This window comes from Pseudomonas sp. B21-040, from assembly GCF_024748695.1.
GTDB lineage: Bacteria > Pseudomonadota > Gammaproteobacteria > Pseudomonadales > Pseudomonadaceae > Aquipseudomonas.
Window position 1 is genome coordinate 1,970,741 of the sequence record NZ_CP087176.1, and the last position, 15,240, is coordinate 1,985,980.

Here is a 15,240-nt window from a genome sequence, read left to right on the forward strand (position 1 = left end):
CGTCGGTTTTGAACGGGAATTTCCAGATTACGAACATGACCCTTGCTTTCTGGTGCAATTGGCGAGTGCGTCAGTCCGCGTCATGTATCGATAGTGTGCGAAATGGTGCAGAGAAAAGCCGCCGTCGATACTTAACGCTGCGAATTCGAAAGCTGGAGATGAGAGGGGTTCTCAACTCAGAGATCATGCGCGAGTGAGCGTTAACTATTGGAGTCTTTAAGCGATGGCAAGGTTAACCGGCGACATTCCAGGGAAAAGGCGATTCAAGGTAGGCATGGTTGGCGGTGGGCAGGGCGCTTACTTCGCTAGTTATCACCGGGCGGCCATGCGCCTTTCAAATCGCTTCGACATTGTCGCCGGGGCCTTCTCGTCGAACCCTGACAAGTGCCGGGAAGCGGGCGAGGCACTTGGCCTCCAACCAGAGCGGATTTACTTGTCATTCGAGGAAATGGCCGCTGTCGAGTCGCGTCGGTCCGACCCCATAGAGGCGGTCGTCATCGTCACACCCAATCACCTGCACTTTGAACCTTGCCGCTTGTTTCTGCAGGCGGGAATCCCGGTCATTTGCGACAAGCCATTGGTCAACAGCCCACAAGAAGCCATTGAGTTGGCGAGCATTGCCGATCAGAACGACACGTTCTTCACGCTTACCTATACCTATCAAGGCTACCCCATGGTCAAGGATGCTCGCAGCCGTATTCAGGCTGGAGAACTTGGCGACATTCGTTTCATGTATGTCGAGTACTTGCTGGAGTGGTTGGCGCCGGGTGTATCGACGTTGAGCAAAAGCCTTGCCTGGCGCGGTGACTCGCAGAAGGCTGGCCCGACCGGTGTTGTGGGGGATATCGGGACGCATGCCTTCAACATGCTGGAGTTCCTGTGCGGGCGTCGCTGCACAAGCCTGAATGCCAAGTTGACCACGGTCGTACCCGGCTGGGGGCTGGACGATACCTGTGTGGTGCAACTGGAGTTTGAAGGCGGCGTAGACGGTTTGCTGTGGGCCAGTTTCGCAGCGCCTGGTCATCGTAATGGCCTGCGTTTCAAGATCATCGGCAGCAAGGCCTCGCTCGAATGGTGCCAAGAGTCCCCGGAAATACTCCGGTTTACGCCTGTCGACGGCGCCGAACGCCTCTACCGCCGTGGGCAGAGTGATAACGCCGCCCAGACGCTGACCTTCACCAGTTTGCCCGCCGGCAATACCGAGGGCTACCTGGAAGCACTTGCCGTTCTCTATGCCGACTTCGCCGAGGCACTTGATGCCGGCGCAGGTTGGCGCTCGGCGACCTCCATCCCGCTACCTGACATCCACGAAGGCGTGCGCGGCGTCGCCCTGTCCCAGGCGTGTGTCGAGTCCAGCCGACGGCGTGCCTGGGTGCCTTTTCCATACAGCTGACACCCGTATCTCGGCAGCGGGTTATCGACTCGTTTGGCGACACAAGGGTTTTGCACGCAGCAAAAAAAGTGAGCGTTGTGCTCAACACTACGGAACTGAGGACAATCAATGTTTAGCGAACTCTATAGAGCTGCCTATTCGGTACTACTGCCCGCGTTCGGGGATTTGAACCTGGATGACAACGTCCGTCGTTATCTAAGCCGAGGTGGCGTTTCCCTTTTGCTGGGGGAGACACGGGACGAGTACGTCGGCAGAGCCATGAGCGAGGCTCGAAAGGGCGCGGAAACCCCGGCAGACTTTATCAACATCGTGCGGCAAGCAGCCGCTTTGGCGGGTGCGCCTTTGCTGATTGCAGTGGATCAGGAACTCGGCGGCATCGAACGCCTTCATCAACTGGTCCCTGCAATCGCGTCGAGAGAGCAACTCAAGGAATTGAGTTCGCAGGACATCGAACATCGATGCTTCGAGATGGCCAGGGCGGCACGAAGCTTGGGCGTCAATCTTTTTCTGGCGCCGATTGTCGACGTGGTGACCGGCGCCAACCCATGGTTACTCAATCGGCACCTGGGCGCGGAACCGGTTGAGGTCAGCCGAGTTTCCTGTGCTTTTATCCGTGGTGTTCAACGGGCCGGAGTGATTGCGACGGCTAAGCACTTTCCTGGCCATTACGTCACTGAAGAAGATCCGGCGATTGCTGAAGCCACGGTTCCCGGGCCACTGGAATTGCTGCATGACAACCTTGAAGTGTTCAAGAACGTCATTGCCACCGGTGTAAAAGCGGTGATGCCGGGGCCAGCAGTTTTTCCGGCGATCGACCCTGAGCATTCTGCCTCTACCTCGTCAAAAGTCATTGGCATTCTGCGTGACACCCTTGGTTTCGATGGCTTGATCATTTCCGATGACCTCGATGCGGTGTCCATTCTCCGCACAAACTCCATTACGGACACGGCCGTTGCTTCACTGAAGGCAGGCGCGCATCTATTGCTGGTGTCCAGTGAGTCTGGCCTTGATGCCATCGCCGAAGCCATTGTTTCGGCTGTCCATGGAGGTGTACTGGACCGTCAAACTCTGTTGAACGCCTCGTTCAAGGTGCGTGAGTTGGCCAATGCGACGCACGATCAGAACGCTTCAAACCAGGACTGACCATGAGCTCAAATGAAAGCAAGGCATTCAGCGTCCTGTTTCCGGTTTTGCTCGATCTGCACATGAGTGATGACGTGCGCAGATTTCTCGAGTCGGGCGGGTGTAGCCTGCTCTTTGGCGAGACGGTGCAGGAGTACGCCAGCGGGAAAATGAGCGCCGGCCGTCTGGAATCGGAAACCTTGGAACAGTGGCAACGATTCACTGGCACAGCAAAAAAAATGGCCGGACCGCTGATACTGGCGGCCGACGCTGACATCTCCGCCGTTCACCGTTTACAAGGTGTGGCGCCGGCACTTCCTGAACCGGATCTGGCCAGGAGCATGGCGCTCGCTGAACTTGAACAAGCCTGTTTTCAGATGGCGACGGCCGTTCGAAATGCCGGAGTGAATCTGCTGTTGTCGCCGACCGCCGATGTCGTGGGTGGAACCAACATCTGGTTGCAGGGACGCACGCTGTCCGATGATGTGGACCAGGCTGCAGCCATGGTCGGGGCGTATGTCCGTGGTGTGCGACGGGCCGGGGTGGCGAGTACCTTGAAGCATTTTCCGGGGCACCCGGTGTTGCTGCGTCAACCCGCGACAGAGGTGGCGGTAGTGACCGAGTCGCTGGATCAACTACGCGCGTACTGGCCCCCCTTCCAAACCGGAGTGGATGCCGGAGCGGACGCGGTCATGATGGGGCCGGCGATTTTCGCTGCGTGTGAGCCACCGATGGCGGCATCCGTTTCTTCTGAGCTGATCGAGGTGCTGCGGCGTGAATTGGGGTTCAAGGGGTTGGTCATGACCATAGACCTTGACCACCGCTCCATCATCGGTACGTCATCGCTTGGTGACGTGGCGGTCGCCGCGCTGAATGCAGGGGCTGATCTGCTGCTGATATCGGCAAAGGCCATGCCCGAGGTCGCGCAGATTGCTGGTGCGATTGTCGCAGCCGTCGCTCGTGGGGCCTTGCCTCAGGAGCGACTGAACGCAGCTGCCTTGGCGGTATCGACCTTGGCCAACCGACTTGCAGACGCTTGAGAACTCGGGCCATAGGAACCTGACGCAGTGACTGCGTCAGGTTGCGCCGTGTTTTCAGTGACTGCGAAATCTCTACTTGAATCCGATCGCTCTACAATGAATGACAACCGTAGGAGCGTCATATGCAAACCCAAAACAATATCCTGGCCCTGCATTCCACAGTTGCAAAGCACTCGACCCTGGCGATGGATATCGATATCGCAAGAGCCGTGGGTTTCGATGCGCTGGAGATCAACAGTGCAAAACTGGAAGACTGGCTGCAGGCAGGTTATTCCGAACAGGAACTTAAAAATCTGCTCAAGGACGTACAGGTCACAGGCATTGGTTACCTGAGGGATATCGAGCGCCAGGGTGCTGAACGCGATGATTTGCTGAAAGAGGCCGAGCGGCTTTTCCAATTGGCCAATCTGGCAGGCGCAAAAGGTGTGCAGGTGCTCACCGGACCAATCAATGTACAGGCCGTGATCGATTTTCAGAAACACGGCAAAAGCACGTATTACTCGGGTTTGCTGGGTTTTGATGAAGCGACTCAGTATGACTTGACCGCAAAAAACCTCGCCTTGCTGGCTGACCTGGCGAAGCAGTATGACGTTCTACTTTATCTTGAAGCGTTGTCCTGGACCCCGCTGAACAGCCTGGACCATCAACTTCAGCTTATTGATCGCACCGAGCGCGATAACGTTAAGATAGTCATCGATTACTGGCATTGCTTTACCTCCGGCGTGAATCCGCAAGACATTGCCAGGATGAACAAAGACTTGATCTACGGCGTGCATGTTTGTGACTCGCTGCCGTTTGAAGGGGGTATCCCGAACGAAGAGATCCTCAGGGATGTTCCGACGGGAAGCGGGGTTCTGAACCTCGTCGAATGGACGGACGCGGTGAAGGCAAACGGCTACGAGGGCTGGTGGAGTTGCGAACTGTTTTGCAAGAAACAGCAACAACAAAACAGCTACGAAGTCGCCAAAGAGTTGAAGTCACTATTGAGCCGGCTTGTGGGTCAATAAACAGCTCTGTTCAACAAGAACCAAAAATACTTTCAAGTTTGATTTCGGCCTGCTCGTCATTGAGCAGAGGACAAGTCAAAGCTTGCCAACATCTATGGGCTGCCACCGCTCCCGGCAGCCTTATTTTCAATACTAAGAAGATCTGAGGTCGTAATGGTGGATTTCATCGTAATCGGAGGCGGATCGACAGGCTGCACCGTGGCTTCGAGACTGAGCGAAGACGCATCTGCATCCGTCGTCCTTTTCGAAGAGGGGCCTCGCGACCGCAACCCCTATATCCATATTCCCGGCGCCTACTACAAGACGGCGCAGGGCCCGCTACTCAAACGCTATGCATGGGAGCCCACTGAAGATCAACGCCGGACCGAGACGCCAACGATGGTTCAGGCCAGCGTGCTGGGTGGCGGCAGTTCGGTCAATGCGATGATCTATATCCGTGGTGTCCCGGCCGACTACGATGGCTGGGCCGAGCAGGGAGCGAGCGGCTGGTCTTACAACGACGTACTGCCTTACTTCAAAAAGGCCGAAGACAACGAGCGCTTCTGCAACGAAGCCCATGGCGTTGGCGGGCCGTTGGGTGTTTCTGATCCGATCAATGTCCACCCGCTGACCAAAGTGTGGCTTCGCGCATGCCAGCAATACGGCTTGCCATACAACGAAGATTTCAACTCGGGTAAGCCTGAAGGCTGCGGGCTTTATCAAATCACTGCCAAAAACGGCTTTCGCAGCAGTGCGGCCGTGGCCTACCTAGCACCTGCCAAATCGCGCAAGAACCTGACGGTAAAGACCGGGTGTCGCGTCATTCGTATCTTGACGCAGGGCAACAAAGCCATTGGTGTTGAATACATCGAGAAGGGGGTGCGCCATGTAATGCACGCCGAAAAGGAAATCATTTTGTCGTCCGGCGCCATCAACTCGCCGCGATTGTTGATGTTGTCCGGCATTGGTCCGGCCGCACAACTGGATAAGCATGGCATTAAAGTGGTCAAGGACTTGCCCGGCGTCGGCCAGAACCTCCAGGACCATATTGAAGTGTCGCTGGTGTATGAGCTGACGGGGCCGCACAGCTACGACAAATACAAAAAGCCGCTTTGGAAAATGATGGCTGGCTTGCAATACGCGTTGTTCAGGCAGGGCCCGGCGGCGTCGAACCTTATCGAGGGCGGGGCCTTCTGGTGGGGCGATAAGGCGGCTGCCCATCCGGATATCCAGTACTTCATGGTCGTGGGAGCAGGTATTGAAGAGGGCGTTGACTCTGTTCCTGGTGGCAATGGCTGCACGCTGAACCTGGGCCAGATACGTCCAAGGTCCAGAGGCTATGTCGAACTCTATTCAGCCGACCCGATGTCACCTCCGCGGATCGTGCCCAACTACTTCTCGGACCCTTACGACATTGAAAGCCTGGTGGATGGTTGCATGGTGGGTGAGAAGATCATGGCCCAGGCCGCCTTCAAGCCTTTCATTGCCAGGCGCCATGTGCCGGACGCGGTGGTCAGGTCTCGGGAAGAGATGAAAAAATTCTGTCACGAAGAGGCACACGCCGCACTGCACCCATCCGGCACTTGCCGCATGGGGGTAGATGAGCTTTCGGTAGTGGGCCCGGATCTCAAGGTGCATGGTATGGAAGGGTTGCGCGTTGCCGACGCATCGGTCATGCCCACGTTGATTTCAGGGAACCCTAACTCGGTGTGCATCATGATCGGCGAAAAGGCCGCTGACATGATCAAAAACGGGCACTAAGTCGGCACTCCAGAAAGCGTGGCAGTAACGGGGTAATCGTTGACTGCTGCGCTTTATTGGTTCCGGTCTAGATACCTAGTAACCACAACGAGAACGAAATTCCCATTTCGAGGGGCGATGTCTTTGCCGCGCAAGGATTCTCCAGCAAGTCAATAGGGTGACTGACGCGGTGATTGGCCTTCTCGCATATGAATCGTTCCTACTCGGTAGCATAGGAACAGTAAGCGTTCGGCCAAGTCACCTTCTTGATATCAGCGTTGGGGCTACAATCGACCATCAGTGATATTCACGGCCTCGTCGGAGACTCTCAGGTCAGCTTCTCAATCAATTTTTCAACGATCTCTCGGTCGGCTTTCTCGCGCCAATCGGGGTCTTCCATATCGAATTTAAAACGGACGCCAATGATGTCCGCGGGGATTCCCACAAACTTGGTGTCGTCTAAGTAAATGGGGATAACGTGCTCATCGGCGATGCGTGGTGCAAAGTGCTCGCGCTCGAACGTTGGCCAGATTTTATCGGCATGGTGCTTGTCGAGGAGTACGACGACATAGCGGCTTTCGTCCGCGAAAATCTCTTTGAGTTTTTTTGTCCAGGCCTTTCCTAGGAAATTCGCCTCGAAAGCTTCATCGTAGAAAACAGGAACGTCGAAGTCCATCAGCTGATTCGCGACGAGCAGTTCGATATTCCGACTCGTAGACACTCATCATTGAAGCCATCAAATCTGTGGACCAGCCATCTTTCTGGAAGTCTCGAACCAGAATTGCCATCGTCTCGGCAAAGCGAAACCAGCATGCACCTTGCAAATAAGCGACTACCACGTCAGCAGGTAGCTCATGACGCGCTTTAACAGCCAGATCGAAGCATACGCGTACGAGGTTTTGCATGCTTTTGAAGGAGGGTCGACTTGGTTTGAGTTGAACCCAGTTTCTCAGCAACCTGATTTTGGAGCTTTCAGGCATGTCCTCAGCCTCTGCCCAGACCTTACCTAGGTAGGTCACAGGCTTTTGTTTCTTCCCAGACCAACCCGATGCTTTGGCAAGCTTCTCAACCACCTCTGCCGAGGTGTACATGAGATAGCGGTCGTGATGCCGGGAAACGGATCGAGACCTTCCTATATTTCGTTGGCAAGTGCGGCCACTAACCTGTCCACCGATCGCTTTTGGCTGTCTGTCACCACCGTCAGTCTTGGGTCGTCCTCTGTTGGTCAAGCCAGAAAATGTGCTGGTCAGCCCGGTCCAAGAGGTTAGTCAGGTCGAACGAAAACAGGTATTACACGCCTACCCCTAGCCTGTGGTGAGGTGTACTAGGTTCCCTCAACATCACTCAAGGACGATAACCATGTCAGATAACTCAGAAGCCAAGATTGCTACAGCGGACGCACTCACGTTGCTCCTGCACAACCAGCACGCCATATGTGCAGCCATAGAGGAGATCACCGAGTGGCTCTCAGAAAATGGTGTGGGAAGTGTTTCTGCTAACGCATTAGAGGCCATGGAAACGCTGGATACAAACGCTCAAGGCATCACAGACGCCATCATGCGGCTTCGGCAGTTGTAGGCATCATCAAACATTCTGTTCCTCTCGCGTGATCGAGTCCTGATTTGACGCGAGAGAAAATAGGACTCTGTGGCATCGAGACCGGTCGGTTTGGGTCGATTACGGCCAGTGACGTCCAAGACGGGAGTCCTTCCAGCGAGGTCGTTCGTGTTAGCCACCAAATGAAAGCCTTTCAACGACTAGCCCGGTAGCCTCGTGAAAATCCATCTACATCGACTTGATCGAAACTACTTCCACAAATCGGAATTTTTTCCTGGCCACCCTAGCCGTTTCTTGCTCAGCTAGGAGGTGCTCAACGTATCGGCCTCATGGACCATCTCGTACGTTTTGCCTTCAAATTCATTGCCCACCGGAAGCGTGACTTGCAGCCTAGGTGTAAATGCCTTCGCGACCTTCTTTTTCTCTGCCACCTTCGTCGACTGCGCGATCATGATATCCGTGAGAGGCTTTTGCACGGGAGGCGCATCGTCCTGCGCAACCGGCTCGTCAGCACCGAACAGCACCCGGCGCATCTCTTCTTCAGTTAGTTCTGGGTTCATGCCGATTCTCGGAGGGATGTTATGAGTAGCTAGTGTGAACTGACAGTCATCGAGAGAGATATACAGTCCCAGACGAAGCTGATCGACGAATTCCTTAATCCCGCCAACCTGGAAATGGTTATCCAGTTGACCAGCAATCAAAAAATCCGCGCGGAAACGGTGCTCGCCGTGCACCAGCTTCGAAATGAGCCTTGCGGCATGGCTCCTGAGAAATACGTAGCCGAAATCGAACGAATGTTGAAGCTGCGATATTCCGCCGGAGCCATACGAATCTCTGATTGATTCTTCTCGCCCCGGCGTCAAAGCTCGAGTCGCCGATATTGCCTATCGTCCAGCGCGCGCTGGTCCTACGTTGGCGTGGGGGGCGGGTTGGTGTTTTGCTGAGCGATGAGCTGTGCTCGAGAAATTCGCCAAGTCCAGACAATCGTAGTGAGCATGCAAATTACGGCTACGAACATAGCAATCGTAATTCCTGTGATGCTCAGCAGGAAGCTTAATACGCCATCCATTTCTGAGCTTTGACCCATCGTGCGCTGTAGAGCCATGAAACGAATTCTGCCTGCGATGTCGGCCTTCATGGCGCCGAACGCTTCTTTTTCTATATTCTCATCTGTGTCGCCAGGCATTTCCTTGAACGTGAGTTTGTAAAGATCCACTGCCTTACCGCAGTAGTAATTGCGATTCGCATCATTATTTTTTGATGCGTCGATGCATAGCTCAAGGTAATCAAACGTTCGCTTGTCTTGGTTTTCGGCAACCATATAACTGTACTTAGCGTTATGTTCGTTAGAACTCTTCCGATACTCACCGAGCAGATAGGTAAGGTATCCAAGGTAACTACCTAAAATCACGATACCCACGCTGGCCATGAGCAGCACCCTGGTGAGTGCGCGTTTCGAGGCCTGGGACGTAATCCAGTTGGCTAGCCTTCCCAGATAGTTTGCATCATCAAATACATCCTTAATGCCGCCCATATGGCTCCTTGAACAGTTTCGTGCTTATCTTGGGTGGCCAGCATTATGCCTCCGTGCCTTCATAGCCGCGAGAGACGATGGCTCAGGGTTTGGAAATGCCTAGGGAGCATCAGCGAGGCTGCGTCGCATCCACGCTTCGAAGCTGCTCCTTCCAGGAGCGCGAATGTGAAGGAGATACAGTCTGGTGAAAATTAGAAAGCTGGAGATCAGGAACTTCCGTGGCGTCAGCAAGCTGGAATGGAACCTCCCGAAGGCTCACATCTTCTGTCTGATTGGAAAGGGAGACTCGTCTAAATCGACCATACTGGATGCCATTCGGTATACGTTCTATCCCCAGTGGAATCTCACGCTCAGCGACGCCGACTTCCATAACGGCAACATTGAAAATTCGATCACAATCGAAGCAACGATCGGCGAGCTTGTAGACGATTTTTGTTCTCTCGCTAAGTATGGGCATTACCTCCGAGGCTGGGACATCGACGCGTTTCAGATCAACGATGAGCCAGATGACCATCTCGAAAACGTGCTCACCGTGCGTTTCACTGTTGGCAAAGATCTCGAACCCCAATGGGTTGTCGTATGCGACCGACAACCGGAGGGAGTTCCCTTCAAGCAAGCCGACCGGAACAAAGTCAGCGTCGGCTTGATCGGCACATTCAGTGAAAGGCAGCTTTCATGGGCTACGGGTACTGCCTTGTCGAAGCTGACCGCGGCACAGAGCCTGAATGAACTGCTGGCAGATGCCTCTAGAACTGCGCGATCGTCATTAGATGCGAAGCGGGGGGAGACGCTAAAAAATTTCGATGCTGCGGCGTTGAAATCTCAGGAAGTCGCCAAGCTCCTTGGGGTTCCCGTGGTCGATGCCTACAAGGCGCACCTCGATCTTGCCTCCATAAATTTGAAAGCTGGTGGACTAGTCCTGCATGACGGTGAAATTCCGCTGCGCCAGTTGGGGCTAGGATCCAGGCGCATGCTTCTGTGCGGTATTCAGAAGATGGGATTGGATGACGGCCATATCACCCTGTTCGACGAGGTGGAGCTCGGCCTGGAGCCTCACCGGATTACACGGCTGATCAAGCACATCAGGGAAGACAAACGGGGCCAATATTTCCTCACGACCCACTCGCCGACAGTATTGCGTGAGCTGACCATCAATGAGCTCTACGTCGTGCACCGTGAAGGTGGCTTAACTCAGGTTATCCCAGCAGCAAAAAAAGGGCTTGAACAGCATGAACTACAGGGAAAAGTACGTTCAAGCTCCGACGCATTCCTAGCCAAGAAGGTCATCGTGTGTGAAGGCGCAACAGAGGTTGGCTTCCTCCGGGGATTCGATGATTACCAGGTCGAGAATAAGAAAGATCCACTGTCATACCATGGAGTGGCACTGCTGGACGTCATCGGTGGGTCAAAGGTGAAACCGATCGCCAAGGCGTTTAAGGCACTTCACTACAATGTGTCTGCACTCGCCGATGGAGATGCGGACGACCAATTTTCCGAGGCTGATGCGCGTGAGCTTAGGGAGTTGGAGATTCCAGTCTTCATGTGGAGTGACAAGCTGTCATTGGAGGAGCGTGCTTTTCAAGATGTGCCGTGGGAATTTGTCTTGCATAGCCTCTATCTGGCACGGGATACGCTGAATTACTCGGTTAGGGATCAAGTACTCAATAAGTTCGAAGGTAACTTGGAAAAGGAGCTTGGCCACTGGGAAGACAGCCCTGAGCTGCGAAAGGCGATTGGTATTGCGGCCAAAAAATCGAACTGGTTCAAAGACATCACACGTGGCGACCTGTGGTTCAAAACGATCAAACCTGCGTTTGAGGACGCTGAATTCGCTAAAACGGACCTATCCATCCAGTTAACCAAGCTTTGGAGGTGGGTCGAGCATGTCTGAAGAATTAGCCATCAAGCTCAACGACTGCAGGACCAAAGGGTACGTAATCGCCCCAGCAGGCTACGGAAAGACGCATCTCATTGCTTTGGCAACGCGGGTTTCTAACGGTAAGCAGCTGGTTTTGACTCACACCTTCGCCGGCGTAAATTCGATCAGAGCGAAGATGACTTCGCTCGGAGTACCGACTTCAAAATACCAAGTCGACACCATTGCGAGCTGGTCTCTGCGTCTGTGCTTGGCCTATCCGAAGACATCAGGGTGGAATGTAGACAACCCGACAGATGAACAGTGGAACCAGCTTTATGGATGCTGCTCTGTCCTGCTAGCGAAGTCGTTCATTCGGCATGCCATATCAGCTTCATACGCGGGTATTTATGTCGACGAATATCAGGATTGCTCTGATTTGCAGCACTCGTTGGTATGTGCCTTGGCAGACCTCTTACCCTGTCGGCTCTTGGGCGATCCAATGCAGGCTATTTATGATTTTGACGACGCCAAGCCTGTGGATTGGGGGCGTAGCGTTTATCCCAAATTCGAGTGTCTAGGCCTGCTGGAGACACCATGGTGCTGGGCTGATAATCCAGCGTTGGGCGCTTGGCTTAAGGACGTCCGCACCAGAATTCAGGCAGGTCAGCAGGTCGATCTTTTAGGGAAGAGGCCTCCCTGCGTAATTCGGTACCGCACCGAACCTGAAGACCTCGAAAAAAAGCAGCGCTCTGCACTTTGGAGCTTGCTAGGTCACAATGAAAGCGTCATCGCGCTCCACGGTGGAGACCCACGATCCAAGAATATGACGCACAATTTGGCTCAAGGAATGGCGGGCCGGTTCTCTTCAATTGAGGAAATTGAGGGCAGGGCGCTTCACACATTCCTCAAGCAATTGACTGCGGCGAAGACCGCCCAGAAGGGGTTACTACTAGCGCTGGCGTTTGCGAAAAAGTGTTTCACTGGCGTTGGCAGCGTAGTGACGGCCGGTACCAGTCGCGGAGAGTCTGCGATCCTCCGGAAAACTACCAAATACCCAGGCCTGCTTTTGGCCGCAAATGTTTACCTCGGAGACCCTACAAGCCGTCACCTGATAGCATTCTTCCTAGAGCTCAAAGCAAACCCGGAGACGGGTGCTTATCGCCGTGACTTGTTGTTTCGCCTGCTCCATGTACTCAAAATGCATAGCGAGAGTGAAGGGTTGACCCTAATAGAGGTGGGCAAGATCTACCAACGCGATATGAGGCATACGGGGCGCCCCATCTCTCACCGCAAACTCATCGGCACCACCTTGTTGGTTAAAGGTCTTGAATTCGATCATGCAGTGATCCTGGATGCGGATTCTCTCGATGCCAAGCATCTGTATGTTGCGATGACTCGCGGATCCAAGTCTCTGACGATTATCGGCAATGGCAGGCGTGTGCCTGTGAGTAGAGAATTATGAGCACGCCGATCACTTTGGCTGTGGGCGATATCGACCTCACGTACAACACGGGACACATGGGCATGGACCACGGCATGCTGTTCCAAGAGCGCGACCGGCGTCGCCGTCGTCATGCGAGTATCAATTACGAATACTACGAGAAGCACTCAAAGGATGTTTCACAAAGCGAGCTTTGCTTTTGTCGCACCCTTGGTTCGATGGTCTCGCGGCTGGAACTTCTCGGGCACACACTTGAATCGGTCGAGGCTGATTATCAGGTTCAAATAGCACTCGACAGCGAACGGTTCGCTTATACCGAAGACGGCGGCCCCCCGCCGAATCGTTTAACGTTCCAGCAGTTCATTGACTTTATACGCACGAATGCCGTGTGTGATCTGAAGAACGATTACGTTGAAAATTATGATGCCAAGCACGCAGAAGGATATGGTCGACTCGCTAGCGAACCCGCTGTCTTGCTGCTACCCGAAGGGGATGTTGGCCGAGAAAGGGGTGGATACTCTGAACGCAGTCATTTTTTCGCATTAATTGAGTTCCTCCACCCGTATTCCATTCTCCGAACTCTTGCTGAGAATCCGGCCAATCTAAGCCTTGATGTGGTGTGGGATTACGGCAATTTCGTCAGTGCAGGCTGGGCGCAAAACGAAGACTTCCATCCCAATGCCCGTCGTTCTCAGACTTATTTAATCGCGACTGAAGGGACATCCGACACTCGAATCCTGAAGAGAGCCCTCATGCTTCTCCGACCAGATATCGAAGATTTTTTTCGGTTCATCGACATAGAGGAGCGACATCCGTTCTCCGGAACAGGGAGCTTGTCAAAGTTTGCCGAGGGATTGATCAAGATTGATGTCCACAATCGTGTTGTCATCCTATTTGACAACGATGCGGAAGGGGTCGAAGCGTTTGAAGGCCTCCGTCGTTTCAACTTTCCGGCAAACATGCGAGCAATGCTTCTGCCTGCCCTTGAAGAGCTACGCAGTTTTTCGGCCCGGGGGCCCAGCGGTGTTGAGAATGTAGATATCAATGGTCGTGCAGCAGCCATCGAATGCTATTTGGATCTTCGATTAAAAGATCGCCCGCCCCCGCAGGTGATTTGGACAAACTACAAGGAGTCGTTGGATATCTATCAGGGTGCGCTCGAATACAAGGAGAGCTACGCCAAGGCATTTTACAAAGCTACGTCAGATGCCATGACAACAGGCGCTTACGACTCTAGTAAATTGATCTTTGTGATCAATTCGCTATACGCGCAATGTATTGAAATGGCAACGCTGATGCTTCGCTCTGTGCGGGACTAGCTGTTAGGGCTGCATCGAGCCCAGTGCAACAGTTTTATTTCACAAGACGTTTGCGCTTATGAGGCTTTTTACAGCAGCTATTTGCCAGAAACATCACGCTCATGAACGACCGATTTTAAGCGTGCTTCGGTCCTTGCAATCCGAGGCAATACACGTGGGTAAAGGCTTTCAGCTCTCCTTGGATTTAGAATCTAATGACTCCATTTTAGTTTCTAATGACCGCCGAAGGCTGAGTAGACGGTAATTACGATAGTCTGTGTAAACCAAAAGTTTATAGTGGCGCCTATGGAAACCTTCAGCAGTATCGAATGCTTCGTGCGCAGTGCCGAGGTGGGCAGCTTTGCCGAAGCCGCCCGGCGCTTGAGTCTGACCCCGGCCGCCGTGGGCAAGAGTGTTGCCAAACTTGAGGCGCGGCTCGGCGTGCGGCTGTTTCAGCGCAGCACGCGCAGCCTGACACTGACGGAGGCCGGTCAGCTGTTTCTCAACGAAGTCAGTTCCAGCCTGCACACCATCCAGAATGCCGTCGCCAATCTGGCCAGCGCCGAAGGGCGGCCGGCGGGGACGTTGAAGGTCAGCATGGGCACGGTGTTTGGACGATTGTATGTGGTGCCGTTGCTGGGCGAGTTTTTACGGCGGTTTCCGGCGATCAATCCGGACTGGCATTTCGAAAACCGCCAGGTCGATTTGATCGCGCAAGGTTTCGACGCGGCCATTGGCGGTGGATTCGAACTGCCCCAAGGCGTGGTGGCACGCAAGCTGACACCGGCGCACCGGGTGTTGGTGGCGTCATCCGATTACTTGAGCACACACGAAGCGATCATCGAGCCAGACGACTTGAAGCGCCACGATGGCATCCTGATTCGTTCCCCGCAGACCGGCCGGGTGCGTTCCTGGCAGTTGACCAGCCGCACGCAGCAACACAGCCCGTTGACGCTGAAGGCGCGAATGACCATGAGCGATTCGGAAGCGGCGTGCGCAACGGCGGCCCAAGGACTGGGGATTGCGCTGGTGAGCATGCCGTTTGCCTCGGGGTATCTGGAAAGCGGGAAGCTACAGCGGGTGTTGCCGGACTGGTATGTCGACGATGGCAACATTTCGATCTATTACGCGGAACACAAACTGTTGCCGGGCAAGACCCGGGCGTTTGTGGATTTCATCATTGAGCAGTTTGCGGAGCAGGGGTTGAGCCGGCGGTTTAGTGCGGTTTGAGCCTGCCTTGGAACCGAGGTGCTGCCATCGCGGGCAAGCCC

13 protein-coding genes and 1 pseudogene are annotated in these 15,240 nt (G+C 54.2%); 10 read left to right on the forward strand and 4 right to left on the reverse strand.

Annotation, left to right across the window (positions count from 1 at the left end; translation table 11 throughout):
* Positions 1–274: 274 nt before the first annotated feature.
* The 5 genes from LOY55_RS08940 to LOY55_RS08960 all read left to right on the forward strand — a co-directional run bounded on the left by LOY55_RS08940 (position 275) and on the right by LOY55_RS08960 (position 6,302).
* Positions 275–1,393 (forward strand): Gfo/Idh/MocA family protein, encoded by a 1,119-nt coding sequence (locus tag LOY55_RS08940; protein ID WP_258668303.1) that lies wholly within the window; start codon positions 275–277, stop codon positions 1,391–1,393.
* 258 nt (positions 1,394–1,651) lie between these two features.
* Positions 1,652–2,536: a glycoside hydrolase family 3 N-terminal domain-containing protein gene (locus LOY55_RS08945; RefSeq protein ID WP_258667903.1), complete on the forward strand. Its 885-nt coding sequence runs from the start codon at positions 1,652–1,654 to the stop codon at positions 2,534–2,536.
* A gap of 2 nt (positions 2,537–2,538) precedes the next feature.
* Positions 2,539–3,555, forward strand: coding sequence for a glycoside hydrolase family 3 N-terminal domain-containing protein (locus LOY55_RS08950; RefSeq protein WP_258667904.1), 1,017 nt, complete (start codon positions 2,539–2,541; stop codon positions 3,553–3,555).
* A gap of 122 nt (positions 3,556–3,677) precedes the next feature.
* Entirely contained in the window at positions 3,678–4,562 is an 885-nt protein-coding gene (locus tag LOY55_RS08955) for a sugar phosphate isomerase/epimerase (RefSeq protein ID WP_258667905.1), read from the forward strand.
* A 153-nt stretch (positions 4,563–4,715) separates the two neighbouring features.
* On the forward strand, positions 4,716–6,302 hold the full coding sequence (locus LOY55_RS08960; RefSeq protein WP_258667906.1) for a GMC family oxidoreductase: 1,587 nt from the start codon (positions 4,716–4,718) through the stop codon (positions 6,300–6,302).
* Between the two features lie 307 nt (positions 6,303–6,609).
* Here the strand turns inward: LOY55_RS08960 and LOY55_RS08965 are convergent, their stop codons facing one another.
* Both LOY55_RS08965 and LOY55_RS08970 read right to left on the reverse strand, forming a co-directional pair.
* Positions 6,610–6,957, reverse strand: a complete 348-nt coding sequence (locus tag LOY55_RS08965; RefSeq protein ID WP_258667907.1) for a hypothetical protein — start codon at positions 6,955–6,957, stop codon at positions 6,610–6,612.
* A complete protein-coding gene (locus LOY55_RS08970; protein WP_258667908.1) occupies positions 6,926–7,372 on the reverse strand; it encodes a hypothetical protein in 447 nt (148 codons plus the stop codon). Before LOY55_RS08970 ends, LOY55_RS08965 begins: the two co-directional genes overlap by 32 nt.
* Before the next feature lie 268 nt (positions 7,373–7,640).
* On the opposite strand from LOY55_RS08970, the gene LOY55_RS08975 reads away from it, so the two are divergent.
* Positions 7,641–7,859, forward strand: coding sequence for a hypothetical protein (locus LOY55_RS08975; protein WP_258667909.1), 219 nt, complete (start codon positions 7,641–7,643; stop codon positions 7,857–7,859).
* Positions 7,860–8,066: 207 nt separating this feature from the next.
* Here LOY55_RS08975 and LOY55_RS08980 read toward each other — a convergent pair.
* Both LOY55_RS08980 and LOY55_RS08985 read right to left on the reverse strand, forming a co-directional pair.
* Positions 8,067–8,398: pseudogene (locus LOY55_RS08980) on the reverse strand (hypothetical protein).
* 347 nt (positions 8,399–8,745) lie between these two features.
* Complete coding sequence (locus LOY55_RS08985; RefSeq protein ID WP_258667910.1) at positions 8,746–9,372, reverse strand: hypothetical protein; 627 nt, start codon at positions 9,370–9,372, stop codon at positions 8,746–8,748.
* A gap of 184 nt (positions 9,373–9,556) precedes the next feature.
* Here LOY55_RS08985 and LOY55_RS08990 point away from each other — a divergent pair, with 184 nt between their 5' ends.
* The 4 genes from LOY55_RS08990 to LOY55_RS09005 all read left to right on the forward strand — a co-directional run bounded on the left by LOY55_RS08990 (position 9,557) and on the right by LOY55_RS09005 (position 15,199).
* Complete coding sequence (locus LOY55_RS08990) at positions 9,557–11,263, forward strand: ATP-dependent endonuclease (RefSeq protein ID WP_258667911.1); 1,707 nt, start codon at positions 9,557–9,559, stop codon at positions 11,261–11,263.
* A complete protein-coding gene (locus LOY55_RS08995; RefSeq protein ID WP_258667912.1) occupies positions 11,256–12,692 on the forward strand; it encodes a UvrD-helicase domain-containing protein in 1,437 nt (478 codons plus the stop codon). The genes LOY55_RS08990 and LOY55_RS08995 overlap by 8 nt, the downstream gene beginning before the upstream one ends.
* A complete protein-coding gene (locus LOY55_RS09000) occupies positions 12,689–13,990 on the forward strand; it encodes a HEPN/Toprim-associated domain-containing protein (protein ID WP_258667913.1) in 1,302 nt (433 codons plus the stop codon). Before LOY55_RS08995 ends, LOY55_RS09000 begins: the two co-directional genes overlap by 4 nt.
* Positions 13,991–14,275: 285 nt before the next feature.
* Positions 14,276–15,199 carry a LysR family transcriptional regulator gene (locus LOY55_RS09005; RefSeq protein WP_109785981.1) on the forward strand — a complete coding sequence of 308 codons (924 nt, stop codon included), beginning with the start codon at positions 14,276–14,278 and terminating at the stop codon, positions 15,197–15,199.
* The last annotated feature ends 41 nt before the right edge of the window (positions 15,200–15,240 follow it).

Excerpts from the sequence above, each read along its gene's own strand:
- LOY55_RS08940 (WP_258668303.1), top strand. The coding sequence starts at position 275 with ATGGTTGGCGGTGGGCAGGGCGCTTACTTCGCTAGTTATCACCGGGCG.
- LOY55_RS08945 (WP_258667903.1), top strand. The coding sequence starts at position 1,652 with ATGAGCGAGGCTCGAAAGGGCGCGGAAACCCCGGCAGACTTTATCAAC.
- LOY55_RS08950 (WP_258667904.1), top strand. The coding sequence starts at position 2,539 with ATGAGCTCAAATGAAAGCAAGGCATTCAGCGTCCTGTTTCCGGTTTTG.
- LOY55_RS08955 (WP_258667905.1), top strand. The coding sequence starts at position 3,678 with ATGCAAACCCAAAACAATATCCTGGCCCTGCATTCCACAGTTGCAAAG.
- LOY55_RS08960 (WP_258667906.1), top strand. The coding sequence starts at position 4,716 with ATGGTGGATTTCATCGTAATCGGAGGCGGATCGACAGGCTGCACCGTG.
- LOY55_RS08965 (WP_258667907.1), bottom strand. The coding sequence starts at position 6,957 with ATGGACTTCGACGTTCCTGTTTTCTACGATGAAGCTTTCGAGGCGAAT.
- LOY55_RS08970 (WP_258667908.1), bottom strand. The coding sequence starts at position 7,372 with ATGTACACCTCGGCAGAGGTGGTTGAGAAGCTTGCCAAAGCATCGGGT.
- LOY55_RS08975 (WP_258667909.1), top strand. The coding sequence starts at position 7,641 with ATGTCAGATAACTCAGAAGCCAAGATTGCTACAGCGGACGCACTCACG.
- LOY55_RS08985 (WP_258667910.1), bottom strand. The coding sequence starts at position 9,372 with ATGGGCGGCATTAAGGATGTATTTGATGATGCAAACTATCTGGGAAGG.
- LOY55_RS08995 (WP_258667912.1), top strand. The coding sequence starts at position 11,256 with ATGTCTGAAGAATTAGCCATCAAGCTCAACGACTGCAGGACCAAAGGG.
- LOY55_RS09000 (WP_258667913.1), top strand. The coding sequence starts at position 12,689 with ATGAGCACGCCGATCACTTTGGCTGTGGGCGATATCGACCTCACGTAC.
- LOY55_RS09005 (WP_109785981.1), top strand. The coding sequence starts at position 14,276 with ATGGAAACCTTCAGCAGTATCGAATGCTTCGTGCGCAGTGCCGAGGTG.